Below are 25,184 nucleotides of genomic sequence, written 5' to 3'. Positions count from 1 at the left end.
CGCCCAGAATCAGGCTGCTTTGATGTTTGGGGAAGTGTCCGATTCTTTACACCGTTACCAAGGTTGTAAGCTCCAGCCTTCTTCACTAAATTCCAGCCGCTCCGTCAGTCCAAGATTGTTCATGAAGGCATCGTCATGCGATACGACCATCAGCGTGCCCTGGTAGCTGCTCAACATGGTTTCCAGGGCCAAGGTAGAGGGCAGATCCAGGTGATTGCTCGGTTCATCCAAAAGCAGCAGCTGTGGTGGAGGATCTGCGTACAGCACGCAGGCCAGGGCGGCTTTCAGACGTTCCCCACCGCTAAGGGCACCGCTGGGGCCGGTGACTTTTTGGGCATCCAATCCCAGTTGTGCCAGACGCATGCGTAAATCGCCCTCGCTGCTTTTGCGGTTGACTGCCTGTATCTGTTCCAGCACGGTTTGCTGCGGGTCCAGATCGGCCAAGCCTTGATCCAGATAGACATGCTGTGGCACTACGTTGCAGCGGCCTGAAACGGGTTCCAATTGGCCTGCAATGACCTTGAGCAGCGTGGATTTCCCGCAGCCGTTCGGGCCTATGACCCCTACCCGTTGCTGGCCGCTTAGTAGCATCGAGATTGGGGCTTGGTCTACCGGGGCAAAAGGGAGCTTCACCTCATCCAGTTCCACAACGCGCTGGCGGGTCAGCGGCATCAAGGGCAGGGCGTGCAGATTGATAACGGTGTCCTGCTCGATCAGCTCGGCAGCCTCCTGTACGCGTTGTGCCAACTGCTTTTGAGCCGTCACGTGTTGTTGACGCAGTTTGCCGGTGGTGGCTTCACTGCGGCCCTTTTGCCTGTCCAGCAGGATTTTGGCCTGATTGGCCTGCTTGCCCTGTTGATTGCCGCGTGCCTGTCTACGCTCCTGACGTTGACGCTGCTCTTGCATGGTGCTTTCTGCGCGCTGACGTTCCAGCTTGCGGTGCTCCAGCTGGTCCATGGCGCTTTGCTGCTCCAGGGCTTTCTGCTCGGCGTAGTGGCTGTAATTGCCGCCATAGCTACGCAGCCCCAGGGAAGACAATTCCACAAGGCGCTCCATCGTGTCCAGTAGTTGGCGATCATGGCTGATGACCAGCAGGCCGTGGGGCCAGTGTCGTAATTGCTCAATCAGGGCAAGCCGGTTGTCGCAATCCAGGTGGTTGCTGGGTTCATCCAGGATCAGGAAATCGGCCTGAGACAGCAAGGCATTGATCAGCGACACCCGCATGGCCTGGCCGCCGCTTAGAATTTCGGCAGGCGTCTCGGCAGTCAGATGACCCAGACCATTGCGCTCCAGCGCTTCTTGCAATTGCTGCCGAATATCCCAACGGTCTTCGATCAGAGTGAAGTCTTCTACGGCGCTACTGCCGGCTTCAATCCGGGCAAGGGCGTCCAGCGCTGGGCCTACGCCCGCCAGATCGGCGACGCGCAAGCCGCTGATAGAAGCCACTTGTTGCGCCAGATAATGCACTTTGCCCGAGCGCAGGCAACGGCCGCTGCTGGGCTGAATTTGCCCGGCCAGGATTTGAGCCAGAATGGTTTTGCCCACACCATTCCTTCCGATCAGGCCAGTGCGTCGCGAATCGAAGGTTTCGTTCAGTTGGGAAAACAGAGTCTTGCCTTGCGGCAAGATATAGGACACGCCTTCCAGCGTCAGATAAGGATTCGTCATACGTGATGCTTCCATTAATGCCAAGAACTCCCCCTGCGTTGTGGGGGCTGGTGGAGACTGGCCGTCTAAGGGACGGCGGCATTAGTGGCGCATTGGACGAATACCTCACGGGAAATGAATCGAAGCCACACTATAAAAGCATTTTTCCGGGAAGGTAAAGCCGGTCGGGCTCTCAAGGGGGCGGTGAAAGTCGTGTCATTCCAACACAGGAGCCGGTTTGGGTTCAGAAGCTCAGGTTTGTCTCACGGTTTGGAGGTCTTGTCTTACAGGTGTCAGCGCGGTGAGGTCTGTACTGCTGCAGGCCGCTTGAAATACCGAGCCGAGAGAGACTGTCACCTGGCAGGAAATGAAGTTTATTTCCTGACGTTTATTCAATAAAGTGGAGTCCTCAGCTTTTCATCCTCTGTATCGCTTCATGTCTGGAGGCTAAAGCCAGGAGTGCTTCTGCTCTCCCATTCCGGGAAGTCACACCATTTTGAAGGAATGTAATGAACACGTTCAATTTGCCTGCTCGCTCGATTGTGTATGTGCAGGATGTGTATTGCGGTTGGTGCTGGGGCTTTGCCGCACGCATGGTCGAGTTCGAGGCGGCCAACAAGCATCGCATTCCTTTTACCGCTGTCTCGGGTGGCTTGTTCGTGGGTGACCGGGCTGCGCCCATGTCCCGCTACCCTTATATTTCCGAATCCAACGAGCGCATCGCCCAAATGACGGGGGCGACGTTTGGGGCTGCTTATAAAGCCTTGGCAGAGGAGGGCTCGACTGTCATGGATTCACTGGATGCGGCGACTGCCCTGGCAGTGCTGCGAGCGCAAGATCCGGAGCAGGCCATTCATTGGGTGCACGAGTTGCAGCAGGCTTTCTACTTGAACGGACGCAGCTTGTCTGATCCGGAGGTCTGCCTGGAAATTGCTGCTGCCAATGGCCTGGACGTAGATGCTGTGCGACGCCATTGGACTGACGGTTCAGGCCGGGAACAAGCCTTGGCTGATTTTGCCCTGGCACGGGCTTTGGGCGCGCAATCCTATCCGACCTTGCTGTATGTGGATGGTCGAAAAGTGACTAAGCTACCCGCGGTTGGTACTCCTTTGGAAACGCTGAATCAGACCCTGGATTCCTTGTTGGGCTGATCAGCAGATCGGTACGTAAAGCAGATTGAAATTGCGGCATCCGGGCCAGGCCAGGATGCCGCAATAGTTTTTAAGACTTGCCGACTTAGAAGCGGTAAGCCGTATTCAGGTACAAGGCTGTTTGAGCGCTGGTGCCTTTACCCACTTGGGTGCTGACACCGGCACCCAGCGTCCAGTTATTGCTGAGCTGACCCGTCGCACCCAATTCCAACAGGCCGGTGTCACGCACGCGCTCCTGATCCGTAGGCAGATAAAAGTGACGGTTGTTATAGACGCCGTCCTGCAAGTGCGCGCCCAGCAGCTCTGCCGGTTTCTTGAATTCATGCAGCCACTGTGCGGAGGCATAAACGGCCCACTGATTGCTGACAGCAACATTGATCTGGTAACCGAGGCTGCTTTGTACCGAAGTCTGGTCCTGAGCATCAAAACCCATGGAGGTAGACAAACCTCGGCCATCTTCCGACAGAGCCTTGATCTTGGACTTCTGCATGCTCAGGCTTAACAACGGGCCATGGGTGACGGCACCGGCCTGCCAGTCGTAACCCGTGCTGATCTTGCCGCCGTATTGGCTGCCACCTGCTTTGGCCTGGTGTTCGCGCGTAGCGGCACCCAGACGGATATGACGGCGGGTTTTATTGTCCAGATCGCTGTAGAAAAGCTGGGCGTTCACCCATAGATTCTCGGCCTGCCAGCGGCCGTACAGACCAGCGGACTGACGTTTCTGGCTATAAGTGCCTTTTTCGTCCGTATCGCCATCCAGATTGTCGTAAGACAGGTAGGCACCGACCGTCCAATCAGCCAGACGCTTATCCAAACCCAGCTTCCAGGCTGCCTGCGTGCCATCCATACGTGAGTTCGCACTGCTGCCATTGCGCGTGATGGCCTCTCCCTGGAACCAGACTGCCAGATCCCTGTCTTGTGACGAACTGACGGTTTGCAGACGACGGTCAATGTGCTGCATTTGCATCTGCCCGGCGGTATTGGCTGCGGAGGCCAGCATTGCTACCTGACTGGGGGCGCTGACGACAGCGTGGGCATAGTCGGCAATCACGGCATGGCCGCCTGACGTGGGGTGGACACCATCAGCAAATAGATAGTTCTGGTCTGCACCAGGAGCCACCAGATCGGCAGGCGTACACAGGCGAGAGGACACACTGCCGCAAGCTGCTGTATTGACGTTGCTGAAGCCGTAGGCCCGCGGGTCGGCAGCCACTTCATGCAAGAGTGCCGAGACGTTCAAGGGAATGATATTGGCAGAGCTGGAACTGAGCTGCTGGGTAAACGCCTGGTTGTAGCTGTCACTGAGCAAGGTGGCGATACCCGCGCTGATAGGGGAGCCGGCGAACTCTGGAGTCATGCCCAGATCAGGAATGTTGGGGACCAGAATGTAGCGAGCGCCCGCTTGCGATAGTGTGTTGATCAAGGCGGCTTGATTGCCGACGGAACCAGCCACGATTTGGGACATATTGAACGGATCTTTGACGGCGGCAAACAAGTCATTTGCGCCACCCCAGACGGTGTACAGGGCCTGTCCATCCAGGCGTCCATTGTGCATGGCCAGCAGTTGAGCGGTCTGCGTGGTCATGGCGGGCAAAGGTGGATTAGTGGGGCTGGGAGGCTTGCTGGGATCCAGCAGCTCATCGACAGCCACGCGGGCTCCGCCGACGGCATAGTTGTTACCACCTTGGCTGCTAGGGGCCGCGTCGGTTCCCAGTTTCTGAGCCAGTACCTGGGACCAGACCTGGCCAGGATTGGTGGTAAAGCGCGAGCCGAACTGCCCACTGTCAGTCAGGCTGTCGCCGATAAAGTAGGTGTTGGAGAAGCCTTGTGCCTGTGTCCCGGCATGCAAGGCCATCAAGGCCAGGGCAAGACATGTTTTTTTCATTGTTCAGCCATTAAAAAAGAGTCTCCGAGCGGCATGTTCTGAACAGCGCTTTGCTTGTTATATCGTGATGTTCAAGATGAACGCGCGACCCGGATGGAACAGAGGGATGAAAAGATCATCGGATCAGGACCATCATAGTAGGGAGGCGTTTATTCCTGACACAGACAGGCACAGGTTTTTGAGGGTGGGATAAACGTAGGCAGGCAAAAAAAACGCCATGCATTTGCATGGCGTTTTTTGTTCTGTCCGGGAGGAACTTATCGGCGTACCAAGGGAGCAACACAGACATCCGGGTTGTCAGCCAGGGACACAAATTTCATGCTGCCACCGTCATAGGCGTCGATCGTGCCCGACTCAATGTCGTAGACCCAGCCGTGCAGGGTCAAGCGGCCTTCGGACATGGCCAGACGCACGGAAGGGTGAGTCTGGATATTGGCCAGCTGGGCCACCACGTTCTCACGCACCATGGAAGAAATTCGTTCTTGCTCGTTGGCGTGGGTGCGGGCTTCGTTCACCAGGCGGGCCGAGTCGGCGTAGCGTAGCCAGTGTTCTACAGCGGGCATATGGTCCAGGCACTGACAGGAGGCAATGGCGGTCATGGCACCACAATCCGAGTGTCCACAAATCACGACGTCGGACACACGCAGGGCGGACACGGCGTATTCCACGGAGGCGGTCACACCACCGGGTTCCGGACCATAGGAGGGAACGATGTTGCCAGCGTTACGAATCACGAACAGATCGCCGGGTTCACGTTGTGTTACCAGCTCGGGGACCAGACGGCTATCGGAGCAAGAGATAAACAAAGCGCGGGGGTTTTGTTGTGTGGCCAGATTTTTGAAGAGCTTGGCGCGCTTGGGATAGGCTTCCCGTTGGAATTTCAGGAAACCGTCGATAATGTCTTTCATCCTTGTCCTTGTAGTTCGGCTTGGATAGAAGATTAACCCTTCAGGGTCATAAGGTAAAATACCGATTTCTGATGCTTTGCATTGGGTTTGCTTATAGAAGGGTCCTTTATGCTTTTGCGCCATCTTAATTATTTTCTGGCGGTTGCCCAGTATCAAAGCTTTACCCGCGCTGCGCGCGCCTTGCACGTATCTCAACCGGCCTTGTCTCAGCAGGTACGCCAGCTGGAAGAGCATCTGGGTGCACAATTGTTTGACCGCACCGGGCGTCTGGTGCGCCTGACGGATGCAGGTGAGGTCTATCTGCGCTATGCCCGGCAAGCCTTGCAGGATCTGGAAGAAGGCCGGCGGGCCTTGCATGACGTCAGCGATTTGAGTCGAGGCTCCTTGCGAGTGGCGGTGGCGCCTACCTTTACGTCTTACTTGATTGGCCCTTTGGTGGAGGCCTTTTACCGCCGTTATCCCAATGTGCGCCTGGTGGTGCAGGAAATGCTGCAGGAGCGCGTGGAAACGCAGTTGGTCGAGGACGAGCTGGATATTGGTATCGCGTTTGAAAAGCCGACTTCGGCTGCCGTGGAGTTTCAGCCTTTACTGGTGGAGACGCTGGCGTTGGTGATGAGCCGCACGCACCCCTTGGCCGAGCGCCGCAGCATCGATAGGGACACGCTGATGCGTGAGTCTTTGGTCTTGCTGACCCCCGAGTTTGCCACGCGTGGGCAAATCGAACGCTATTGTCGTCAGCATGATCTGGATTTGAACGTATCGATGGAATCGAATTCGCTCAATGCCGTGATCGAGGTGGTGCGGCGCACGGGTCTGGCGACCTTGTTGCCTGCCGCGATTGCCGGCAATAGCGAGTATTTGGTGGCAGTGAGTCTGGACCCGGCCCCGCCGCAACGGCGGGCTATTTTGATGCAACGCAAGGGCGCTTATCAATCTGCTGCGATGCGCGCCTTTATTGAGCTAGCGCTGAAATACGGCGCGGCATCGACGTTTTAATACGGGTGTCGGGCAGGGCGATGGTCACGCTCTGCTGCGGGCACCTTATAGCGTTACCACCACGCTTTGTCCCAGAGGGCGCAGCTCGCTTTCCGTGGCGGGTTTGCCCTCGTTCAAATGGGCGACCAGATCTACCGTGGTAGAGATACGCGTCAACATCAAACAGGCCACTTCACCTCCGGCAACACGGCTGCTGTGCCAGCAACCGGGCCGCATGCAGACACCTTGCCCTTGAGGGATACGGAAGGCTTGCAGGGTGGACAGATCCGGGCCGCCTTCGGCTTGGCTTTGGGCCACGATATGGATCACTTCGCCAGTCAGCGGGATCAGTGCCTGTTGTGTCAGCAGGTGGTTTTCCAGGGTCGTGATATTGGGGTCTTGAATGCGGTAATTCACCCACAGCACTTCGGTCTGACCGCTTGGACCTGTGTCAAACGCATGTTCGTGCCAGAAGTCGGTGGCGGCATTGCTGAAGGCGGCTGTCGCCGGCGCCGTAGCCAAACCTTTACCCAGCATCCAGCCATATGGAGCAAAAGCCTCGGGGCTAAGGGGCTGGGGAGTCAGGGTGATTGGGGTGCTCATGGTTTATTGCTCAAAGAAAGTACTAAGCCAGCATCTTATCAAGAATGCAGCCTTGAACCCGGATTGGCCTAGATCAATAAGCTTGAGTTTCTCGTGGGTATTGTGGAACTAAGTAAAACATCCCCTGTCTTGAAGAGGGCTCGTCTTTACTTAGCGAGCTAAGCAAGCCGCCTTTTTTCAGGGGCGGCTTCGCTCTGTTTGCTTTCTTGACAAGGGGTTGCTGTGCTTCAAGCTGTTTCGCTGACCTGTAGACGGGGCCAGCGTCGTGTGTTCTCCGAGCTGAGCCTAAGGCTTGAAGCTGGCCAATGTTGTTTGGTCAGTGGGCCCAATGGCAGCGGCAAAACCAGCTTGTTGCGTATCCTGGCCAATATCGCCCAGGCCGACAAAGGCCAACTGTTCTGGCACGACCGTCCCGTGCAAAGCAATGATAGTGATTACCGACGACAGCTGGTGTACGGCGGACATGCGCCGGGGCTCAATGGCAGCCTGTCGGTGCAAGAGAATCTGGACAGCCTGCTCATGCAGGATCGTGTGCCGCTGGAACGGGAGGCCTGCGATCAGGCGCTGCTGGCAGGCGGTTTGCTGGCTTACCGTCGCGTGCCTGTACGGCAGTTATCGGCCGGGCAACGCCGCCGTGTGTTTCTGGTGCGCCTGTCTCTGAGCAATCGTCCCTTGTGGATTCTGGACGAGCAGCTGACTGCGCTGGACAGTGCGGGTCAGAAGTTTCTGGGTGAGCTGATTGCACAGCATCTGCAGAAACAGGGCTCCGTTATTTTGACCAGTCACCAGACCCTGCCTTGGGACTTGAAGGTGCAGCACCTGGATCTGGGGCAGGCATGTTGAGTCTCTTTTTAGCCTTGATGAAGCGCGAGTGGCGCCTGGCCATGCGTCGCCCCGGCGATGTCCTGATTCCACTGGTTTTCTTTTTGGTGGTGTGCAGCCTGTTTCCCTTGGGTGTGGGGGCGGATGCGGCCTTGCTGTCCAAGATGGCGCCTGGCGTGCTGTGGGTGTCGGCCTTGCTGGCCACCATGCTGTCGCTAAGCCGCCTGTTTGAACAGGACGAGCAGGATGGTGCACTGGAGCAGGTTCTGTTTTCTCACCTGCCGCTTAGCCTTTGGGTTTTGGGCAAGGTGCTGGCGCATACCTTTTTGACAGGCCTGCCCTTGCTTTTGCTGGCTCCGATTCTGGGGTTGCAATTCAGTCTGCCTACGTCCAGCCTGGGCGTGCTGATGCTGTCCCTGGCGCTGGGCCTGCCCGTTCTGACCTTGTTGGGGGCGATTGGCGCGGCTCTGGTGTTGGGCCTGCGCTCGGCAGGGGTTTTGTTGGCTTTATTGATTTTGCCCTTTTACGTGCCCGTGCTGGTTTTCGGGGCGGGGGCGGTGCAAGCGGTTCAGGCCGGATTGGGTGCGCAAGCGCATCTGTCCGTTCTGGCCGCTTTTTTACTGTTGGCTTTGTTCTTTGCGCCACCTGCCACGGCAGCGGCGTTGCGCCTTGCTCTTGAGTAAATTCCATGAACTTTCTGTATCGCTACGCCGCTCCTCAAAACTTCTATGTTCTGGCCGGACGCATTATTCCTTGGGCTGCCATCCTGGCCTTTCTGCTGTTTCTGGTCGGCGCTTATGTAGGCTTCTTTTTGGCCCCTACCGACTTCCAGCAAGGCGAAGGCTATCGCATTATTTTTCTGCACGTACCCGTGTCCTGGATGTCCATGCTGATCTATCTGGCCATGGGCTTCTGGTCCTTGATCTGCCTGGTTTTCAATAGTCGCACCGCCGCCATGATGGCTGCCGCGCTGGCACCGACCGGGGCGATCTGTACGGTCTTGTCCCTGGTAACCGGAGCCCTGTGGGGCAAGCCCATGTGGGGCGCCTGGTGGGTCTGGGACGCCCGTCTGACTTCCGAATTGCTGCTGCTGTTCTTGTACATGGGTTTCATGGGCTTGCGTGGTGCCATCGACGACCCACGTCGCGCTGACAAAGCTGCTTCCATCCTGGCCTTGGTCGGGGTGGTGAATGTGCCTGTTATCTATTTCTCGGTGCAATGGTGGAACACCTTGCATCAGGGGGCTTCGGTATCGCTGACCAGCTCGCCGTCCATGGCCACCGTCATGCTGACGGGCATGCTGCTGATGAGTCTGGCCATGTGGTGCTACAGCATTGCCATCGCACTGTACCGGGTGCGCAATTTGATTCTTGAACGTGAGGCGCATACCGCCTGGGTTCGCAACTTGACGGAGGGCTGATGATGCATTGGTCGAGTGTGGGCGATTTTTTCGCTATGGGCGGCTATGCCGTGTATGTGTGGGGCTCGGTGCTGGCCTGTACCGTGTTGATGCTGGGTGAAGTGCTCAGCGTCCGGGCAGGGCGGGCACGAGCCTGGCAGCGGGTACGTGACGAGCGCGCCCTGGGGGACCAGCGCCATGACTAAGCGACAAAATCGTCTGGTCCTGATTCTGGGCGCATTGGTGGTGCTGGGGGCGGCAACCGCCCTGATCCTCAATGCCTTCCAAAGCAGCCTGGTGTTCTTTTTTACCCCTACCGAAGTCAGCCAGGGGCAAAGCCCTGAAAACCGGACCTTCCGGGTGGGTGGCATTGTGCAGATGGATAGCATCCGTCGTGGCGGCGCCCAAGGCATGGCGGTGAATTTTGTGGTGACGGACGGCGCGGCCCAGGTGCCTGTCAGCTATACGGGAATTTTGCCGGACCTGTTCCAAGAGGGGAAAGGCGTGGTGGCCCAAGGTCGCTTGAACGAGCAGGGCCATTTTGTGGCGGAAGAAGTACTGGCCAAGCACGATGAAAACTACATGCCGCCCGAGGCCATGCATGCCATGGAGCAGGCCGAGCGTGCGAAACAAGGAGCCCAGCCATGATCCCGGAGCTTGGACACTTTGCCCTGATTCTGACTTTTGTGCTGGCGCTGGCCCAAGGCATTGTGTCCTTGTATGGTGCCTGGCGTGGCAATCTGGCCTGGATGGCTTTTGCACGTCCCGCAGCTCGCTGGCAATTCGGTTTGGTGGCCTTTAGCTTGCTGTGTCTGGCCTGGTCCTTTGTGAGCTTTGATTTCTCTGTCGCCTACGTGGCGCAGAACTCCAGCACCAAACTGCCTTTGTTCTACCGCATTGCCGCAGTGTGGGGTGGACATGAGGGTTCGCTGCTGCTGTGGATGTTCATGCAAACGGGTTGGGCCTTTGCCGTCAGTATTTATTCGCGTTCCTTGCCTGAAGCCATGCTGGCCCGTGTGCTGGGCGTCTTGGGTCTGATTACCGCCGGTTTTCTGCTGTTTGTGTTGATTAGCTCCAACCCCTTTGAGCGCATGTTCCCGGTTCCTGCCGAAGGTCTGGATCTGAACACGCTCTTGCAGGATATTGGCCTGATTGTTCACCCGCCCTTGCTGTACATGGGCTATGTGGGTTTTTCGGTGGCCTTTGCCTTTGCGATTGCCGCTTTGCTGGCCGGGCGTCTGGATGCCAGCTGGGCGCGCTGGTCGCGCCCCTGGACAACCTCGGCCTGGCTGTTTCTGACCCTGGGTATCGCTGTCGGTAGCTGGTGGGCCTATTACGAGCTGGGTTGGGGCGGTTGGTGGTTCTGGGACCCGGTGGAGAACTCCTCATTTGTGCCGTGGTTGGCGGGCACGGCCTTGATTCACTCTTTGGCGGTCACGGAAAAGCGCGGCAGCTTCAAGAACTGGACGGTTCTGCTGGCAATCAGCACCTTCTCGCTGTCCATTCTGGGGGCCTTCCTGGTGCGCTCCGGTGTGTTGACTTCAGTGCATGCATTTGCCACTGACCCGGCCCGTGGTGTGTTCATTTTGAGTCTGTTTGCCGTCATTGTTGGCAGCTCTCTGATCCTGTTTGCCTGGCGTGCACCGCGCGTTGGGGCAGGTGGGCAGTTTGCCGTGGTGTCGCGTGAGTCCTTGCTGCTGGTCAACAACGTTTTGCTGGTAGTGGTGACGGGCACGGTGCTGTTGGGGACCTTGTATCCCCTGATTATGGATACGCTGGGCCTGGGCAAAATCTCCGTGGGGCCACCTTATTTCAACAAGGTGTTTGTGCCTTTGATGATCCCGGCTCTGGTTCTGATCGTGTTTGGCGTCATGGCGAATTGGAAGCGTGCCAGCATGATGGATATGGTGCGCCAACTGGCCCTGGTGATCCTGTTCAGTATCGTGCTGGGTGCAGCCATTCCTTTGCTGTACGGCCAGTGGCAGGGCACTGCCGCCTTGGGCGCGGGTCTGGCCATGTGGATTGTTTTGGGCAGCTTGTTTGATGTGGTCAAGCGTGTGCGCGCCACGCGGTCCGGCGTGTTCTCGCAACCACGCAGTTGGCTGGGTCAGCACTTGGCCCACATCGGGGTCGCTGTCTTTGTCCTGGGGGTGACCATGGTCAGCCACTACGAGACAGAAACCGATGTCTTGTTGCAGCCCGGTCAGACGGCGCAGGTGGGCGCGTATGACGCGCGCTTCCAGGGCGTGCGTATTGTGCCCGGCCCGAACTATTCGGCCGAACGCGGCACGGTAGAACTGCTGCAGGATGGCAAGGTGGTGTCCACCTTGTATCCGGAAAAGCGCACCTATCTGTCCTCGGCCTTGCCCATGACGGAATCGGCCATCAACGCCAATGGCTTGCGTCATATTTACGTGGCGCTGGGCGACAACTTTGACCAGGGCGGTTGGAGTGTTCGTCTGTACTACAAGCCTCTGGTGGACTTTATCTGGCTGGGTTGTTTGCTGATGGCCTTGGGCGGTGCGCTGGCAATCAGTGATCGACGCTATCGCGCCAAGCAAACCCGTGCCGCTGTACAAAACAAAGCTATGAATACGCAGGTGCAGGCATGAACCGTTTTACTGTTCCCTTGATCGGTTTTGTACTGTTGCTGGTATTTCTGGGCATAGGTTTGACCTTGAAGCCCAGCGAAGTGCCTTCGCCCTTGGTTGATAAACCGGCTCCGGCGTTCAGCCTGCCTCAATTGCACAATCCCGAAGCCAGTTTTTCGGGGGAGCAAATGAAAGGACGTGTCTGGTTGCTGAACGTGTGGGCCTCGTGGTGCTACCCGTGCCTGACCGAACATGCTTTCATCAAAGAGCTGTCCACCAAGCACAAGGTGCCGATTGTGGGCTTGAACTACAAGGACGTACCTGAAGAAAGCCGCGAGTGGCTGCTACGCAATGGCAATTCTTATGAAGTCTCTGTCATGGACAGGGACGGTCGTGTGGGCATTGATTTCGGCGTGTACGGTGTGCCGGAAACCTTTGTGATCGACAAGCAGGGCATTGTGCGCTTCAAGCACATAGGCCCCGTGTCGCGTGAATCCATGGAGGAAACCTTGTTGCCTTTGATCCGTCGTTTGGAGCAGCAGCCATGATGATGCGTCAATGGATGGTGGCCTTGATGGCCAGTGTGTGGTTTCTGGTGCCAGCGGCGCAGGCTCAGTCGGGGGAGCAGGGCGCTCAGGAATCGGTGATGCTGGAAATTGCGGCCGAGCTGCGTTGTCTGGTGTGCCAGAACGAATCCATTGCGGCATCGCGTGCCGAGCTGGCCGTGGATTTGCGCCAGCAGATCATGGAGCAGTTGGGGCAGGGGCGCAGCCCCGATCAGATCCGCACCTATATGGTGGATCGCTATGGCGACTTCATTTTGTATCGCCCGCCCTTTAAATCCACCACCTTGCTGCTCTGGTTCGGGCCAGCTCTGTTATTGCTGACTGGCTTTCTGGTCTATGCCTTTACGCTGCGCCGTCGACGCCGCGCGGGTGATGACACGGCCTTGACCGAGGAACAACGTCGTCAAGCCGATGCTCTCTTGCAGGGCTCTTCTCGGGATGAACAATCGTGACTATTGTTTTTTATATTGTGGCCGCGCTACTGGCGCTGCTGTGCGCGGTGTATTTGATGTTGAGCGTCAAGCGCAAGCCCGCCGTGCAGCGTGTGGTTGAACACAAGCAGGCCAATCTGGCGATTCTGCGCGAGCAGCTCAAGGAAATCGAACGGGACAAGCAGGCCGGTGTCTTGTCTGCTCAGGACTTCGAACAGGCGCAGATGGATTTGCGCCAGCGTGTGCTGGAAGAAAACGAAGGGCTGAAAACGGAATCTGTGCAGCAAGCAGGCGCACCGAAGTTGGCCTGGACCTTGATGGTCAGCATTCCGGTCGCCGCTATCGCCTTGTACTTTTATCTGGGAAATCCGGCCATGCTGGATCCTGCCGCCGTGCAGCAGCAGGCCAACGCACAGCCCGTGGATATTGAGGCCATGGTGGCCCGTCTGGAGCAGCGTCTGAAAGAAAATCCGGACGATCCGGGCGCCTGGTTGATGATGGCCCGTTCGCATCGCTATTACGGCCGCCATCAGGAAGCGACACAGGCGTATGCCAAGGCCATGGCCGTGGTGGATGGAGACCCGACGGCATTGGCTGAATATGCTGAATCCATGCTGCTGGCCGGTGTCGATACCTTGGACGGTTTGCCGGGTCGTTTGGTCAAGCGATCGCTGGAGCTGTATCCCGAAGAGCCATTGGGCTTGATGCTGGCCGGCGCTGCCGCTTTGCATAAAGAGGAGTATCCGGCTGCGATCGACTACTGGCAGCGTTTGCTGGCGCAGTTTCCACCCGATTCGGAAACCGCCAAGGTCGTGAACCAGGGCTTGCAACTGGCGCGTGAACGTATGCGTATGCCGGCCGCCCCTGCAGCGGAACCTGCCACGGCCCCTTGATATGGAAATAGTGTCTTTGGATTTGGGCTTGCTCGCCCTGATAACGGCGTTTCTGGCGGGGATGGCTTCGTTTCTCTCCCCCTGCGTCTTGCCCTTGGTTCCCGGCTATCTGTCTTATCTGGCCGGGGACGGGCAGTTGTATACGCAGGTCAAGCGCAGCCAGCTACTGGGTCGCAGCGTTTGCTTTGTGGCTGGCTTTTCACTGGTTTTTATCGCCTTGGGAGCCAGTCTCTCTTACCTTGGTCAGTTGTTGATGGCCTATCGCTATGAGTTGAATGTGGCGGCAGGTGTCATGGTGGCTTTGGCGGGTTTGAGTGTGATGGGTGTGCTGCGCATGCCCATGAGCCTGCAACGCTACTATCGCTTTGAATCCGGCAAAGCGGCAGGCCCTGGCGGGGCAACGGTAATGGGGCTGGCGTTCGGCTTTGGCTGGACTCCCTGCATCGGCCCGATTCTGGCGGGCATTTTGATGATGGGAGCCAGCACGGCCAGTGCGGGCAAGGCCAGTATCTTGTTGTCCGTCTACGCTTTGGGTCTGGGTGTACCTTTCATCCTGGCCGCCTGCTTCCTGACCCCTTTCTTGCAGCGCATGACCCAGATCAGGAAGATCGGGCGCTATGTGCGCTGGGGGGCGGGTCTGGTGCTGATTGTGATGGGCTGGGCCATGGCAACCGGCGAGCTGGCGCGGTTTGCTATCTGGGTGCTCAAGACCTTCCCGGTGTTAGGGCAACTGGGCTAACAAGCTTCAGTATTTGCCTGTTATCAGTGTGGTGCTTCATCAGCTATCAGGAAGCACCGCATTGTCACTTCACGGCCGCATTGCCTCCATCCGCGAACAAGGCGGAGCCGGTCACAAAACTGGACATGGGGCTGGCCAGAAAGAGCGCTGCGGACGCAATTTCTTCAGGTTGGGCGATTCGCTGCATGGCGTGCAGCCCCGCCGCCCAATCCTTGGTGCTCTGATCTCCGGCAATGTCTGTGTCAGTTCCGCCAGGCAAAAGAGCGTTGGCACGTATACCTTGCGCCGCATAGTCCGCCGTGATGCCTTTGACCAGCCCCATGAGCGCCGCTTTAGCGGCACCATAAGCGCTCATACCGGGCAGGCCGACACTGGTACCTACAAAGCTCGATGTGAAAACAATCGAGCCGCCTCCGCGATGGAGCATGGCCGGAATCTGGCTACGGGCACCCAGAAAGGCTGCCTCAAGATTGGTATTCAGGGTTGCTTGCCATTCTTCCAGCGTCATCTCGACCAGCGGCTTGAGGGCACCGACAATCCCGGCGTTATTGATCGCAATATCGAGCCCACCGAATCTGCTGGTCGCGGCTTCGATCACTTGCTCATGGGTTTCAGCCCGTGTAATGTCCCCCGCCACAAACTCGGCACGGCCGCCAGACTGCCGGATCTCCTTGGCGACGGCCTCAAGCAATGCGCCACGCCTTGCCGTAAGAACAAGTGCCGCTCCCTGCTCGGCAAACATCAATGCGATGGCGCGTCCAATACCAGAGGATGCGCCGGTAACAAGGGCAACTTTTCCATCAAGCAAAGCCATGAGTGAAATCTCCTGTATTTCTATGGGGAGCTCATATCGTATGTGTCCTGGCCTGACGGGGAACTCCGTTTCTTGCCTTCAAAACCCGTTCTTGATGATGGGGCAGACAGCCGACTATCAGTCTTGTACTTCGCGGCGTAGCAGTTCACGTTTTCGGTCTATACCCCAGCGGTAACCGGCCAGATCGCCATCTCGGCGTACGACACGGTGGCATGGGATGGCCACCGCAATGTGGTTGTTGGCGCAAGCCTGGGCCACGGCACGCACAGCTTTGGGCGAGCCTATGCGTTCGGCGATGTCGGTGTAGCTGACGGTGACGCCTGGCGGGATCTCACAGAGCGCGCGCCAGACTCGTTCCTGGAAGGCCGTTCCTTGTACATCCAGTGGCAGGTGCAAGCCAAGAGAGGGCGTTTCGATGAAGCCCACGACTTGAGCGATCAATTGCTCGAAGTCGCCGTCGCAGCCGATGATTTCGGCTTTGGGAAACTGATCCTGCAAGTCACGAACCAGTTGATCGGGATCATCGCCCAGCAAGATGGCGCAGATGCCGCGTTGGCTTTGGGCTACCAGAATCGCTCCTAGAGAGCACTGACCCACAGCGAAACGGATGACAGCACCGGCCCCTCCAGCCCGGTAGTCCCGCGCACGCATGCCTAACAACTGTTCGGAAGCTTCGTAGAATCGGCTGTTGGAGTTGAATCCGCTGTCGTAGATCGCATTGGTAATGGACGTGTCCGGACTGCTCAGTTCCTCGCGCAGTCTGCGAGCACGATAGGCCGAGCTGTATGCCTTGGGCGTCAGACCTGTTTCGGCTTTGAACAGCCGATGAAAATGGAAGGGGCTTTTGCCCACTGCGGCTGCCAGTGTGTCCAGCGATGGCGGCGTCTCCGATGTTTCGATCAGGCGGCAGGCACGAGCCACGATGGCGGCCCGTTCCGCTGCGGCGCTGGTTTGAGAGCCATGAGCCCTACGGCTGTAACGATAGCCTGCCGCTTCAGCGCTCTGGGGGGAATCGAAAAACTCGACATTTTCGCGCTTGGGCAACCGTGTTGTTGAGCTGGGTTGGCAGTACACGCCTGTGGTACGCACCGCATAGACGAACTGGCCATCGGCAGCGGGGTCTCGCGCCTGCACAGCCGCCCAGCGCTGATCGTCGGTTTTGTAAGTAGGGTTCGTAGTCATAGGGCAGGGATCCTGACATCATCAATTACGAAGCCAGAATACGCGGGTCTTTCATCGCAAGCACTCCGATTCTTGCGGTCAATATTGACAGACCCGGCTGACACCACACAAGAGCCTGTCAGTTGTTGACGGTATGTGCGTGCTAAACGAAGCAGTATGAAAAAAGGCCGGTATCAACCGGCCTTTTTATTGGCTCTGAAGCGCTGGCACCGTGAAAGGCGCGTCGTGCTTACAGGGCGCTGGGGGTGTAACCCGCTTCTTCAATCACTTTCAGGGCTTGTGCGCCATCCAGACCTTGAACGGTAACCTGGTGTTTTTCCAGATCCGTGCTGACGGTGGCTTGAGGGGCGACAGCCTGAATGGCTTCAGTGATGCTGCGTACACAATGGCCGCAGGTCATGTCGGGTACGGAGAAGGTGGACATAGCTGACTCCTTTGATAAAAACAATGGAGTCAGCTTAAGGCTTGCCACGGGGGCAAGGTCAAGTGCTGTTTTTTTAAAACAGGGCCGGTGACATCAGGCGGATCTGATCAAATTCGGGATTGCCCAGCCATTGAATCTGGCTGCTGGCCAAACCTGGGCCTGATTCCTTGTTTTCCACAAAAGCACCGTAGGAGATGGTCTGCTTTTGGGTGTCCAGTAGCACTACGTAGCTGGAGCTGGTGCAGTCATGGGGTTTGCAGCCCTGGAAAACCTGGTAGTCGCGGCCATCCAGAGACACGGTTTCGCCCGGCGAAGCCGTACCGAAATCTTTAACCCAGCTGGCGTTTTTGGCGACGTCCTGCATCAGGCTCTGATACTGCTGGGCCACTTGCTTGTTGGACTTGGCCAGGTCAGCCAGATAAACGGATTCCGAGGACTGTGCATTGCTCAGGAAAGGGGCGAGCAGGGCGCTGCCAAGGACAAGGCGGCACAGAGAATGGGAAATACGCATGGGATCTCCAATAATGAGGCGAGCCCTCAGTTTAGCAGCGCGCTTAGTGCGGGATTGTTAACAAAATCAAGGAAAACCTGCATAAACGGCTATCCCTACAGTCGTTATAGTGCTTATCCGTCCATGGGATTAGCACGGGGCTTTGTTTCCTGTCGAATTACCAGGGAATTTGAGGGGTGTAGGTAAAAACCACAGCTTGCCAGCAAAATTGTTTCATAACTAAACTATTTATAAATGAATGGTTGGCATAGTTGAATTTGTAGTTCGATCTGCTGTGCATCTTATTTAAAGACAGCCTATAAGCGCGGTGGCGCAAGGAGATAACATGAAACGTATTGCATTGACCGTAGCTCTGGCGGCGGCTTTTGGCGGTTCTCTGGCTCATGCCGATACCATCAAAGTGGGGATGGCAATGGACACATCCGGTCCGTTCGCTGCCGTTGGTGGTGAAGTTCGTGATGGCTTTAATCTGGCCATCAAACAACTGGACGGCAAGCTGGGCGGTTTCCCGGCCGAGTTCATTCAACAGGATATGGCCGGTAACCCCGACCAGGCCCGCCAATTGGTCAATCGCTTCGTGCAGCGCGACAAGATCGACTTCTTTACCGGCCCAGTGGGTTCCAACGTGGCTCTGGCAGTGGCTCCCGCCCTGTTCTCGGCCAAAGTGCCCTACCTGACCAGCAACCCGGGTCCCAGCCAATTGGCCGGTGCCGGTTGTAATCCGTACTTCTTTGGCGTGTCCTACCAGAACGACGCCTTTGACGAGGCCGCCGGTAAAGTGGCTGCGGATCGCAACTACGAAAAAATGTTCATCATTGCCCCTGACTATCCGGCTGGCAAGGATCACTTGAACGGCTTCAAGCGTGGTTACGGCAAACCCGTCAACGACGAGCTCTACACCAAGCTGGGCCAGATCGACTACTCGGCTGAACTGGCACAGATCCGTGCGGCCAAGCCCCAGGCCGTGTTCTTCTTCCTGCCCGGCGCCATGGGCATCAACTTCATCAAACAGTTCGTGGCCGCTGGCCTGAATAAAGATGTGGTTTTGCTGGGCCCAGCCTTCTCGGGTGACGAGGACATCATCCCCGCCGTGGGCGAGCCTATCCTGGGTATGTTGAACACCGCCCAGTGGTCGCCTGACCTGGATGTTCCTGCCAACAAGACCTTCGTGGAAGAGTTCCGCAAAGCCTATGACGGCCGCTATCCATCGGTTTACGCTGCTCAGGCCTATGACGTGATTCTGGCTATCGACGCCGCCGTCAAACAGGTTGATGGCAAGGTGTCCGACCGCGAAGCTGTGCTCAAGGCACTGAAAGCCGCCGACTACAACTCGGTTCGCGGCCCATTTACCTACGGCAACAACAACTTCCCCGTGCAGGCTTACTACTTGCGTGAAGTGGTCAAGGATCAGGACGGACGTCTTGTGAACCGTATGGTCAGCAAGGTGTTTGACTCCTACCAGGACGTCTACGCCAAAGAATGCAAACTTAATTAAGATTCACAGGTGGTAAAAGCATGTCGCTCATTCTGATTAGCGAGCAATTGCTGAATGGTTTGCAGTTTGGTTTGATGTTGTTTCTGATTGCCGCGGGCCTGACTTTGGTCTTCGGCATTATGGATATCATGAACCTGGCCCACGGCTCCCTCTATATGGCGGGAGCCTATGTGGCCGCGGAAACCATGCAGCGTACAGGGTCTTTTACCGCCGCCATTGTGGTGGCGGTAGCAGTGACAGCCCTGGTCGGTATTGCCCTGGAAATTCTCATTCTGCGCAAGCTGGTCACTCGTGATCACCTGGCTCAGGTACTGGGAACCTATGCCGTTATTTTGATCGCCAATGATGTGGTCAAAATGATTTGGGGTCCAACCCCCGTTATGTTGAATATGCCTGCCTTGTTGTCCGGGCCGGTAGAACTCTTGCCTGATTTTCTCTATCCCGCCTTCCGTCTGATGATTATTGCGGTCGGTCTGGTGATGGCGCTGGCCTTGTATGCCTTCGTGACCAAAACACGAGCTGGGGTGCTGGTGCGTGCAGGTGCCTCCAACCGACAAATGGCCACCCTGATGGGGGTGCGCGTACCTATCCTGTTCCTGGGTGTGTTCACTCTGGGAGCCGCCTTGGCTGCGTTAGCCGGTGCCTTGTTGGGTCCGATTACCGCGGTTCAGATTGGTATGGGCGAGGACATTCTGATCCTGGTTCTGGTCTGCATCGTGATTGGCGGGATTGGCTCGATTCGTGGCGCGTTTGTAGGGGCCTTGCTGGTGGGTATGGTTGATACCGCTGGCCGTGCATTCCTGCCCATGTTGCTGCGTAACGTTTTCCCGGCAGATGTGGCTTCCAGCGTCGGTCCTACGATTGCTGCCATTTCGATCTATGTCCTGATGGCTGTTGTTCTTGTTTTCCGTCCTTCGGGCCTGTTCCCGGCGCGAGGTTAATGTATGTCTACTTCGCGTATTTTGTCCGCCCTGGTGCTGGTGGCCTTATTGGCTTTCCCCTTGATTGCACCGATGTACGGACTTGAGTTCTACATTTCGTTTGTACGCCGTATCTTCATCTATGCCCTGGCTGCCAGCGCCTTGAATCTGGTGCTGGGTTATGGCGGGATGGTGGCCCTGGGCCATGCCGCGTTTTTCGGGGCAGGGGCCTATACCGTAGGCATCCTGGCTACTGAAGGCGTGCAAAGCGGCCTGATTGCCTGGCCTGCCGCTATGGTGATCTCCGGCTTGCTGGCTTTCCTGACCGGTGCCGTGTCGCTGCGTACTCGTGGTGTGTACTTCATCATGATCACGCTGGCGTTTGCACAGATGATCTTTTATCTGTTCATTTCCTTGCGCCAGTACGGCGGCGAGGACGGCCTGAACATGTACAGCCATTCATCCTTGCCCGGTATTGATCTGAGCAATGAGCTGAGCTTTTACTACCTGGTACTGGCTATTCTGGTGGCGGTGCTGTTCCTGTTCAATCGTCTGGTTAAAGCCCGTTTCGGGCAGGCCTTGATGGGCACGCGTGAAAACGAAAGCCGCATGACAACCTTGGGTTACCCCGTTTACCGCATTCGCCTGACGGCTTACACCTTGAGCGGAGCTATCATGGGTCTGGCCGGTGCCTTGCTGGCCAACCACAACCTGTTTGTCTCGCCCAGCCTGATGAACTGGACCCAGTCGGCTGACCTGATCATCATGGTGCTGGTGGGGGGGATTGGCTTGCTGTATGGCGGTGCTCTGGGTGCGTTCGTGATGTTGGTGCTGGAAGAGTTGCTGCGCAACTGGACCGAGTACTGGCACATGCCTTTGGGTATCTTGTTGCTGCTGGTGGTGTTTTTTGCACCCAAGGGGCTGGCCGGACTGGTGCGTATCCGCTCGGCCGCTGATCCAGCTACTACCGCCAAGGAGCAAGCATGACGAACACGATAGCAACCGCCTCCAAGGCGGGCAGCGGCTCGGCCGCTTTGCAAGCCCGTGGTCTGATGAAGCGCTTTGGTGCTTTGCAGGCTACCAACGATGTGTCCCTGGACCTGGTGCCCGGTGAAATTCATGGTTTGATTGGCCCGAACGGGGCTGGTAAATCGACCCTGATTCATTTGCTGTCGGGCACCTTGACCCCGGATTCGGGCCAGCTCTTGCTGGGTGGTCGGGATGTGACTTCCTTGTCAGGCCACCAGCGTGTGGCTGCCGGTCTGGCACGTTCGTTCCAGATCACCAACATCTTCAAGAACTACACGGTGCTGGATAACCTGGTGCTGGCTTTGCAGGCATGCAGTGGCAGCAGCTTCCGCTTCTGGCGTGCTCGTCAGGCGGAAACCGAGCTGTATGAGCAAGCCCGTGCTTTGGCTGCCGAATGTGCCATTGATGCGTCCTTGCTGCATACCCAGGCCGGTGTGTTGCCGCATGGCGAGCAGCGCAAGGTGGAGTTCGCCCTGGCTTTGGCCAGCCGTCCGCAAGTTCTGCTGCTGGACGAGCCTATGGCCGGGATGGGGCCGGACGAAACGCTGCGCCTGACTGAATTGATCGAAACCATGCGTGGCAAAGCCACCATGTTGCTGGTCGAGCATGATATGGAAGCCGTTTTCCGTCTGGCTGACCGGATTTCTGTGCTGGTGGCAGGTCACATCATTGCTACCGGCACGGCTGCCGAAATCCGCGATAACGAGGCTGTGCGTCAGGCTTATCTGGGCGACGATGACACGCCAGTTCCAACCAAGGTGGAAAGCCATGCTTGAAACGACTCAATTACAAAGCGGCTATGGTGCCAGCCAGGTGCTGTTCGGGGTAGATCTGTCCATTCGTAGCGGGCAGGTTGTGACTGTGCTGGGCCGTAATGGTATGGGCAAGACCACCTTGCTGAAAACCATTCTGGGCCAGTTGCCGGTGCGCGGCGGCGATGTGAAGTTCGACGGCCAGTCCATTGCGGGCTGGAATCCGGACCGTATTGCCCGTGCCGGGATTGCCATTGTGCCCGAAGGGCGTCAGTGCTTTCCCAACCTGACCGTGGCCGAGCACTTGACGGCCTTTGCCTGCAATCGCAATCCCAAAGCCAACAAGACCTGGACGCCCGAGCGTGTCTATGACTTTTTTCCGCGCTTGCGCGAGCGTGCGTCCAATATGGGCAACCAGCTATCGGGCGGTGAGCAGCAAATGCTGGCCATTGGCCGTGCGCTGGTCACCAACCCCAAGCTGCTGATTCTGGATGAAGCCTCCGAAGGACTGGCGCCCAAGGTGCGTGAAGAAATCTGGAACTGTCTGGCCGTCTTGCGTGAAGAAGGGCAAACCATCTTGCTGATCGACAAATATGTCGAGCGGCTGATGGCCTTGTCGGATCACCACATTATTCTGGAACGTGGCAAATTGGTCTGGCAGGGGAACTCCGAAGCATTGGGGGCTGATCGCACCTTGTGGACGCGCTATTTGGGCGTGTAAAAAACACAAACTGCAACAATCCCAAGATGCCGCCTGCTTGTTTGCAGGCGGCATTTTTCATGCGTTTCGTCAAGGCGCTATAGGGGATTGTGGCGGAGGAGTTGCACTTTCTTCTGAAAGTTCCCTAAGCATCTCTGGAAAGATTATTTCCTTGCGATGTATCAATGTGTAATGAAATGGCATTCCTTACGATGTCCATAAGGCCAGCAGGGTTATGGGTCCTAACCGGACCACTCACTGGCAGGAAGCTCTGTCATCCCATAAGGAAGTTGTTATGAAATTACGCCTGTTCACTCTCTCTGCTCTGGCCGCCGGTCTACTGCTCGGCAGTGCCGCGCAAGCTCAGGAAAATGAGCCTGTACAGCCGATTCCCGCCGCAGTTGTCACTGATCCGGCACGCGTTGAACTGGGCAAGAAGCTGTGGTTTGAACCTCGCCTGTCCCGTTCTGGTTTCATCTCCTGTAACTCCTGTCATAACCTGAGCATGGGTGGCACGGACAATATCCGTACCTCCATCGGTGATCGCTGGCAGGAAGGCCCCATCAACTCGCCTACTGTCCTGAACTCCAGCCTGAACGTTGCCCAGTTCTGGGACGGCCGTGCCAGCGACCTGAAAGAGCAGGCCGGTGGCCCGATTGCCAACCCCAAGGAAATGGCGTTCACGCACGAACTGGCCATGGAGTTCCTGAGCTCCATCCCCGAGTACAAGGCCGAGTTCAAGCAAGTCTTTGGCAAGGCCGACTTCGGTATTGATGAAGTCACCTCCGCAATTGCCGCCTTTGAAGAAACCTTGGTGACGCCCGATTCGCGCTTTGATCTTTGGCTGAAGGGCGACAAGAAAGCCATTACCGATCAGGAGCTGGCCGGCTATCAACTGTTCAAGAATAGTGGTTGCGTGGCCTGCCACAACGGTCCCAATCTGGGCGGTACCTCCTTCCAGAAAATGGGTCTGATCGAGCCGTACCAAACCACCAACCCGGCTGAAGGCCGTGCGGCTGTGACGGGTAAGGATGCTGATCGTTTCAACTTCAAGGTTCCTACCTTGCGTAACGTTGAGCTGACCTACCCCTACTTCCACGATGGTGCCGTCAATACCTTGACTGAAGCCGTGGATACAATGGGTCGTCTGCAGTTGGGTCGCAGTTTCTCTGCAGAGGAAAATGCCCAGATCGTCGCGTTCCTGAAAACGCTGACGGGCAAACAGCCTGAAATCGTGCTGCCAATCCTGCCACCTTCGCGTGACAACACACCACGTCCGGTGCCATTTGGTTCTTGATAGCAGGCTATTCAGGCGGCTTCTCATGAGCTAGGCCGCCTTGAAGTGACCCAGGTCCTGGATTTTTTATTTTCCTGGCCTGGGTTTTTGTATTTGGCTGTGGATTCATGGGCTTGCTTGGCGTTCAAGACAAGAATCCCCTGCTGTTATTGTTGATGCTCGATCAGGCGGGCAAAAAAAATAGTACCATTTAGATACTATTTCAATGACTGGAACCATCATGAGTCGCATTGTCCTGTTTGAGAACATTCATCCTAGCGCCCGTGAAGTTTTTGAGGCTGCGGGTTTGACCGATATTCAGACCTACAAGGGAGCCTTGTCGGGTCAGGAACTGCTGGACGCTGTCAAAGGCGCCGAAGTTGTCGGAATTCGTTCCCGTACCCAGTTTGACAGCCGGGTGCTGGAGCACGCAGACCAGCTCAAAGTGCTGGGATGCTTTTGTATTGGTACCAACCAGGTGGATCTGGATCAAGCCCAGAACCATGGTGTACCGGTCTTTAATGCGCCATTCTCCAATACCCGCTCCGTTGCCGAGCTGGTGCTGGGTGAGGCCATCTTGTTGCTACGTCGTATCCCCGAGAAGAACCTGCGCGTACACCAGGGCTTCTGGGACAAAAGTGCCGATGGCGCTTTCGAGATCCGTGGCAAGACTTTGGGCGTGATTGGTTACGGCAATATTGGTTCCCAAGTCGGTACTCTGGCCGAAGCGCTGGGTATGCGCGTGCTCTACCATGATGTGGAATCCAAACTGCCGCTGAGCAATGCCCGTGTCTATGGCAGCTTGAAGCAGATGCTGGCCGAGTCCGATGTGGTCACCTTGCACGTACCAGGCGGGCAGGGCACGCACAACATCATGAATGCCGAGACGATAGCGGCCATGAAACCCGGTTCCATTCTGATCAATGCTTCGCGCGGTACGGTGGTGGATATTGATGCCTTGCACCAAGCCTTGGTCAGCGGTCATCTGGCGGGTGCTGCGCTGGACGTGTTCCCAACCGAACCGAAAAGCGTGGACGAACCGTTGAAGAGCCCGTTGATCGGTATGCCTAATGTGATCCTGACGCCGCATATTGGCGGTAGTACTCAGGAATCCCAGGAAAACATTGGCCGTGAAGTGGCCGAGAAACTGGTTAGCTACTTGCGTAGCGGCGCTACCAAGGGCGCGGTGAACTTCCCCGAAGTGTCTTACTACGACATCCAGGGGGCTGTGCGCCTGCTGCATGTTCATCGCAACGTTCCTGGCGCGATGGGTGGCTTGAACAATATTCTGGCCCAGCACGGTATCAACATCACCCGCCAGCAGCTGCAAACGCAAGGCGAGTTGGGTTATGCCATGACGGACCTGGATCGTGTGCCCGAGCAGGGTTTGCTGGAAGCTGTGCGTGCCCATCCTGGCACTGTACGTAGCGATCTGATTTTCCCGGTTTGAAGCGGTAGCCGGACCCTAAAC

At 57.0% G+C, this 25,184-nt stretch carries 27 protein-coding genes; 19 read left to right on the top strand and 8 right to left on the bottom strand.

Annotated features, from left to right (window positions below; genetic code table 11):
- Window positions 1-54: 54 nt before the first annotated feature.
- Window positions 55-1,668 (bottom strand): ABC-F family ATP-binding cassette domain-containing protein, encoded by a 1,614-nt coding sequence (locus U2949_RS04700; RefSeq protein ID WP_321286413.1) that lies wholly within the window; start codon window positions 1,666-1,668, stop codon window positions 55-57.
- 488 nt (window positions 1,669-2,156) lie between these two features.
- Between U2949_RS04700 and U2949_RS04695 the strand changes: the two genes are divergently transcribed.
- Window positions 2,157-2,798 (top strand): DsbA family protein, encoded by a 642-nt coding sequence (locus tag U2949_RS04695; protein WP_321286411.1) that lies wholly within the window; start codon window positions 2,157-2,159, stop codon window positions 2,796-2,798.
- Window positions 2,799-2,883: 85 nt separating this feature from the next.
- On the opposite strand, the gene U2949_RS04690 is transcribed toward U2949_RS04695, so the two are convergent.
- Together U2949_RS04690 and U2949_RS04685 are read right to left on the bottom strand one after the other, a co-directional pair.
- Complete coding sequence (locus U2949_RS04690; protein WP_257723948.1) at window positions 2,884-4,683, bottom strand: autotransporter outer membrane beta-barrel domain-containing protein; 1,800 nt, start codon at window positions 4,681-4,683, stop codon at window positions 2,884-2,886.
- A gap of 257 nt (window positions 4,684-4,940) precedes the next feature.
- Window positions 4,941-5,591: a carbonic anhydrase gene (locus U2949_RS04685; protein ID WP_026485063.1), complete on the bottom strand. Its 651-nt coding sequence runs from the start codon at window positions 5,589-5,591 to the stop codon at window positions 4,941-4,943.
- Between the two features lie 108 nt (window positions 5,592-5,699).
- On the opposite strand from U2949_RS04685, the gene cynR reads away from it, so the two are divergent.
- On the top strand, window positions 5,700-6,587 hold the full coding sequence (gene cynR / locus U2949_RS04680; protein WP_257723947.1) for a transcriptional regulator CynR: 888 nt from the start codon (window positions 5,700-5,702) through the stop codon (window positions 6,585-6,587).
- Window positions 6,588-6,632: 45 nt separating this feature from the next.
- On the opposite strand, the gene U2949_RS04675 is transcribed toward cynR, so the two are convergent.
- The gene (locus U2949_RS04675) at window positions 6,633-7,169 is read right to left on the bottom strand and encodes an ureidoglycolate lyase (protein ID WP_257723946.1); all 537 of its coding nucleotides are present in this window, start codon (window positions 7,167-7,169) and stop codon (window positions 6,633-6,635) included.
- A 222-nt stretch (window positions 7,170-7,391) separates the two neighbouring features.
- On the opposite strand from U2949_RS04675, the gene ccmA reads away from it, so the two are divergent.
- Genes ccmA through U2949_RS04625 form a run of 10 tightly spaced genes read left to right on the top strand, consistent with a single transcriptional unit; the run spans window position 7,392 to window position 14,610 of the window.
- A complete protein-coding gene (ccmA, locus tag U2949_RS04670) occupies window positions 7,392-8,012 on the top strand; it encodes a cytochrome c biogenesis heme-transporting ATPase CcmA (protein WP_080655599.1) in 621 nt (206 codons plus the stop codon).
- Window positions 8,006-8,674 (top strand): heme exporter protein CcmB, encoded by a 669-nt coding sequence (gene ccmB / locus U2949_RS04665; RefSeq protein ID WP_022983243.1) that lies wholly within the window; start codon window positions 8,006-8,008, stop codon window positions 8,672-8,674. The genes ccmA and ccmB overlap by 7 nt, the downstream gene beginning before the upstream one ends.
- Window positions 8,675-8,679: 5 nt before the next feature.
- On the top strand, window positions 8,680-9,411 hold the full coding sequence (ccmC, locus tag U2949_RS04660; protein WP_009462363.1) for a heme ABC transporter permease CcmC: 732 nt from the start codon (window positions 8,680-8,682) through the stop codon (window positions 9,409-9,411).
- On the top strand, window positions 9,411-9,596 hold the full coding sequence (gene ccmD / locus U2949_RS04655) for a heme exporter protein CcmD (protein ID WP_080655600.1): 186 nt from the start codon (window positions 9,411-9,413) through the stop codon (window positions 9,594-9,596). Before ccmC ends, ccmD begins: the two co-directional genes overlap by 1 nt.
- Window positions 9,589-10,038, top strand: a complete 450-nt coding sequence (gene ccmE / locus U2949_RS04650; RefSeq protein WP_026485067.1) for a cytochrome c maturation protein CcmE — start codon at window positions 9,589-9,591, stop codon at window positions 10,036-10,038. The genes ccmD and ccmE overlap by 8 nt, the downstream gene beginning before the upstream one ends.
- Window positions 10,035-12,002: a heme lyase CcmF/NrfE family subunit gene (locus tag U2949_RS04645; RefSeq protein WP_035271224.1), complete on the top strand. Its 1,968-nt coding sequence runs from the start codon at window positions 10,035-10,037 to the stop codon at window positions 12,000-12,002. The genes ccmE and U2949_RS04645 overlap by 4 nt, the downstream gene beginning before the upstream one ends.
- On the top strand, window positions 11,999-12,529 hold the full coding sequence (locus tag U2949_RS04640; protein WP_009462261.1) for a DsbE family thiol:disulfide interchange protein: 531 nt from the start codon (window positions 11,999-12,001) through the stop codon (window positions 12,527-12,529). Before U2949_RS04645 ends, U2949_RS04640 begins: the two co-directional genes overlap by 4 nt.
- Complete coding sequence (locus U2949_RS04635) at window positions 12,526-12,999, top strand: cytochrome c-type biogenesis protein (RefSeq protein WP_009462259.1); 474 nt, start codon at window positions 12,526-12,528, stop codon at window positions 12,997-12,999. The genes U2949_RS04640 and U2949_RS04635 overlap by 4 nt, the downstream gene beginning before the upstream one ends.
- Window positions 12,996-13,871 carry a c-type cytochrome biogenesis protein CcmI gene (gene ccmI / locus U2949_RS04630; protein ID WP_321286403.1) on the top strand — a complete coding sequence of 292 codons (876 nt, stop codon included), beginning with the start codon at window positions 12,996-12,998 and terminating at the stop codon, window positions 13,869-13,871. The genes U2949_RS04635 and ccmI overlap by 4 nt, the downstream gene beginning before the upstream one ends.
- A gap of 28 nt (window positions 13,872-13,899) precedes the next feature.
- Window positions 13,900-14,610, top strand: coding sequence for a cytochrome c biogenesis CcdA family protein (locus U2949_RS04625; protein ID WP_321286401.1), 711 nt, complete (start codon window positions 13,900-13,902; stop codon window positions 14,608-14,610).
- A 64-nt stretch (window positions 14,611-14,674) separates the two neighbouring features.
- Here U2949_RS04625 and U2949_RS04620 read toward each other — a convergent pair whose 3' ends face one another.
- From U2949_RS04620 to U2949_RS04605, 4 genes are all read right to left on the bottom strand, one after another.
- Window positions 14,675-15,424: an SDR family oxidoreductase gene (locus tag U2949_RS04620; protein WP_321286399.1), complete on the bottom strand. Its 750-nt coding sequence runs from the start codon at window positions 15,422-15,424 to the stop codon at window positions 14,675-14,677.
- Between the two features lie 117 nt (window positions 15,425-15,541).
- Window positions 15,542-16,606, bottom strand: a complete 1,065-nt coding sequence (ada, locus tag U2949_RS04615; protein WP_321286397.1) for a bifunctional DNA-binding transcriptional regulator/O6-methylguanine-DNA methyltransferase Ada — start codon at window positions 16,604-16,606, stop codon at window positions 15,542-15,544.
- 229 nt (window positions 16,607-16,835) lie between these two features.
- The gene (locus tag U2949_RS04610; RefSeq protein WP_022983238.1) at window positions 16,836-17,030 is read right to left on the bottom strand and encodes a heavy-metal-associated domain-containing protein; all 195 of its coding nucleotides are present in this window, start codon (window positions 17,028-17,030) and stop codon (window positions 16,836-16,838) included.
- A 73-nt stretch (window positions 17,031-17,103) separates the two neighbouring features.
- Window positions 17,104-17,541 (bottom strand): Ivy family c-type lysozyme inhibitor, encoded by a 438-nt coding sequence (locus tag U2949_RS04605; protein WP_009462247.1) that lies wholly within the window; start codon window positions 17,539-17,541, stop codon window positions 17,104-17,106.
- Between the two features lie 325 nt (window positions 17,542-17,866).
- On the opposite strand from U2949_RS04605, the gene U2949_RS04600 reads away from it, so the two are divergent.
- The 7 genes from U2949_RS04600 (at window position 17,867) to serA (ending at window position 25,163) form a co-directional block, all read left to right on the top strand.
- Window positions 17,867-19,036 carry an ABC transporter substrate-binding protein gene (locus U2949_RS04600; RefSeq protein ID WP_009462245.1) on the top strand — a complete coding sequence of 390 codons (1,170 nt, stop codon included), beginning with the start codon at window positions 17,867-17,869 and terminating at the stop codon, window positions 19,034-19,036.
- A gap of 20 nt (window positions 19,037-19,056) precedes the next feature.
- On the top strand, window positions 19,057-19,977 hold the full coding sequence (locus tag U2949_RS04595) for a branched-chain amino acid ABC transporter permease (RefSeq protein WP_022983237.1): 921 nt from the start codon (window positions 19,057-19,059) through the stop codon (window positions 19,975-19,977).
- Between the two features lie 3 nt (window positions 19,978-19,980).
- Complete coding sequence (locus U2949_RS04590; protein WP_026485073.1) at window positions 19,981-20,943, top strand: branched-chain amino acid ABC transporter permease; 963 nt, start codon at window positions 19,981-19,983, stop codon at window positions 20,941-20,943.
- Window positions 20,940-21,761, top strand: a complete 822-nt coding sequence (locus tag U2949_RS04585; protein ID WP_009462241.1) for an ABC transporter ATP-binding protein — start codon at window positions 20,940-20,942, stop codon at window positions 21,759-21,761. The genes U2949_RS04590 and U2949_RS04585 overlap by 4 nt, the downstream gene beginning before the upstream one ends.
- Window positions 21,754-22,458, top strand: a complete 705-nt coding sequence (locus U2949_RS04580) for an ABC transporter ATP-binding protein (RefSeq protein WP_009462239.1) — start codon at window positions 21,754-21,756, stop codon at window positions 22,456-22,458. The genes U2949_RS04585 and U2949_RS04580 overlap by 8 nt, the downstream gene beginning before the upstream one ends.
- Window positions 22,459-22,732: 274 nt before the next feature.
- Complete coding sequence (locus tag U2949_RS04575) at window positions 22,733-23,734, top strand: cytochrome-c peroxidase (RefSeq protein ID WP_009462237.1); 1,002 nt, start codon at window positions 22,733-22,735, stop codon at window positions 23,732-23,734.
- A gap of 220 nt (window positions 23,735-23,954) precedes the next feature.
- Window positions 23,955-25,163, top strand: a complete 1,209-nt coding sequence (serA, locus tag U2949_RS04570; protein ID WP_026485075.1) for a phosphoglycerate dehydrogenase — start codon at window positions 23,955-23,957, stop codon at window positions 25,161-25,163.
- Window positions 25,164-25,184: the final 21 nt, after the last annotated feature.

Origin of the sequence: Alcaligenes phenolicus (assembly GCF_032063905.1) — a bacterium.
Taxonomy (GTDB): domain Bacteria; phylum Pseudomonadota; class Gammaproteobacteria; order Burkholderiales; family Burkholderiaceae_B; genus Alcaligenes; species Alcaligenes phenolicus.
The sequence above is the reverse complement of the archived record's forward strand: the minus strand, read 5'-3'. Positions and strand labels throughout refer to the sequence as shown.

What these genes read in the sequence shown, in the direction of transcription:
- U2949_RS04700 (WP_321286413.1), bottom strand. Translation starts at nt 1,668, where the DNA reads ATGACGAATCCTTATCTGACGCTGGAAGGCGTGTCCTATATCTTGCCG.
- U2949_RS04695 (WP_321286411.1), top strand. Translation starts at nt 2,157, where the DNA reads ATGAACACGTTCAATTTGCCTGCTCGCTCGATTGTGTATGTGCAGGAT.
- U2949_RS04690 (WP_257723948.1), bottom strand. Translation starts at nt 4,683, where the DNA reads ATGAAAAAAACATGTCTTGCCCTGGCCTTGATGGCCTTGCATGCCGGG.
- U2949_RS04685 (WP_026485063.1), bottom strand. Translation starts at nt 5,591, where the DNA reads ATGAAAGACATTATCGACGGTTTCCTGAAATTCCAACGGGAAGCCTAT.
- cynR (WP_257723947.1), top strand. Translation starts at nt 5,700, where the DNA reads ATGCTTTTGCGCCATCTTAATTATTTTCTGGCGGTTGCCCAGTATCAA.
- U2949_RS04675 (WP_257723946.1), bottom strand. Translation starts at nt 7,169, where the DNA reads ATGAGCACCCCAATCACCCTGACTCCCCAGCCCCTTAGCCCCGAGGCT.
- ccmB (WP_022983243.1), top strand. Translation starts at nt 8,006, where the DNA reads ATGTTGAGTCTCTTTTTAGCCTTGATGAAGCGCGAGTGGCGCCTGGCC.
- ccmC (WP_009462363.1), top strand. Translation starts at nt 8,680, where the DNA reads ATGAACTTTCTGTATCGCTACGCCGCTCCTCAAAACTTCTATGTTCTG.
- ccmD (WP_080655600.1), top strand. Translation starts at nt 9,411, where the DNA reads ATGATGCATTGGTCGAGTGTGGGCGATTTTTTCGCTATGGGCGGCTAT.
- ccmE (WP_026485067.1), top strand. Translation starts at nt 9,589, where the DNA reads ATGACTAAGCGACAAAATCGTCTGGTCCTGATTCTGGGCGCATTGGTG.
- U2949_RS04645 (WP_035271224.1), top strand. Translation starts at nt 10,035, where the DNA reads ATGATCCCGGAGCTTGGACACTTTGCCCTGATTCTGACTTTTGTGCTG.
- U2949_RS04640 (WP_009462261.1), top strand. Translation starts at nt 11,999, where the DNA reads ATGAACCGTTTTACTGTTCCCTTGATCGGTTTTGTACTGTTGCTGGTA.
- U2949_RS04635 (WP_009462259.1), top strand. Translation starts at nt 12,526, where the DNA reads ATGATGATGCGTCAATGGATGGTGGCCTTGATGGCCAGTGTGTGGTTT.
- U2949_RS04620 (WP_321286399.1), bottom strand. Translation starts at nt 15,424, where the DNA reads ATGGCTTTGCTTGATGGAAAAGTTGCCCTTGTTACCGGCGCATCCTCT.
- ada (WP_321286397.1), bottom strand. Translation starts at nt 16,606, where the DNA reads ATGACTACGAACCCTACTTACAAAACCGACGATCAGCGCTGGGCGGCT.
- U2949_RS04610 (WP_022983238.1), bottom strand. Translation starts at nt 17,030, where the DNA reads ATGTCCACCTTCTCCGTACCCGACATGACCTGCGGCCATTGTGTACGC.
- U2949_RS04605 (WP_009462247.1), bottom strand. Translation starts at nt 17,541, where the DNA reads ATGCGTATTTCCCATTCTCTGTGCCGCCTTGTCCTTGGCAGCGCCCTG.
- U2949_RS04600 (WP_009462245.1), top strand. Translation starts at nt 17,867, where the DNA reads ATGAAACGTATTGCATTGACCGTAGCTCTGGCGGCGGCTTTTGGCGGT.
- U2949_RS04595 (WP_022983237.1), top strand. Translation starts at nt 19,057, where the DNA reads ATGTCGCTCATTCTGATTAGCGAGCAATTGCTGAATGGTTTGCAGTTT.
- U2949_RS04590 (WP_026485073.1), top strand. Translation starts at nt 19,981, where the DNA reads ATGTCTACTTCGCGTATTTTGTCCGCCCTGGTGCTGGTGGCCTTATTG.
- U2949_RS04585 (WP_009462241.1), top strand. Translation starts at nt 20,940, where the DNA reads ATGACGAACACGATAGCAACCGCCTCCAAGGCGGGCAGCGGCTCGGCC.
- U2949_RS04580 (WP_009462239.1), top strand. Translation starts at nt 21,754, where the DNA reads ATGCTTGAAACGACTCAATTACAAAGCGGCTATGGTGCCAGCCAGGTG.
- U2949_RS04575 (WP_009462237.1), top strand. Translation starts at nt 22,733, where the DNA reads ATGAAATTACGCCTGTTCACTCTCTCTGCTCTGGCCGCCGGTCTACTG.
- serA (WP_026485075.1), top strand. Translation starts at nt 23,955, where the DNA reads ATGAGTCGCATTGTCCTGTTTGAGAACATTCATCCTAGCGCCCGTGAA.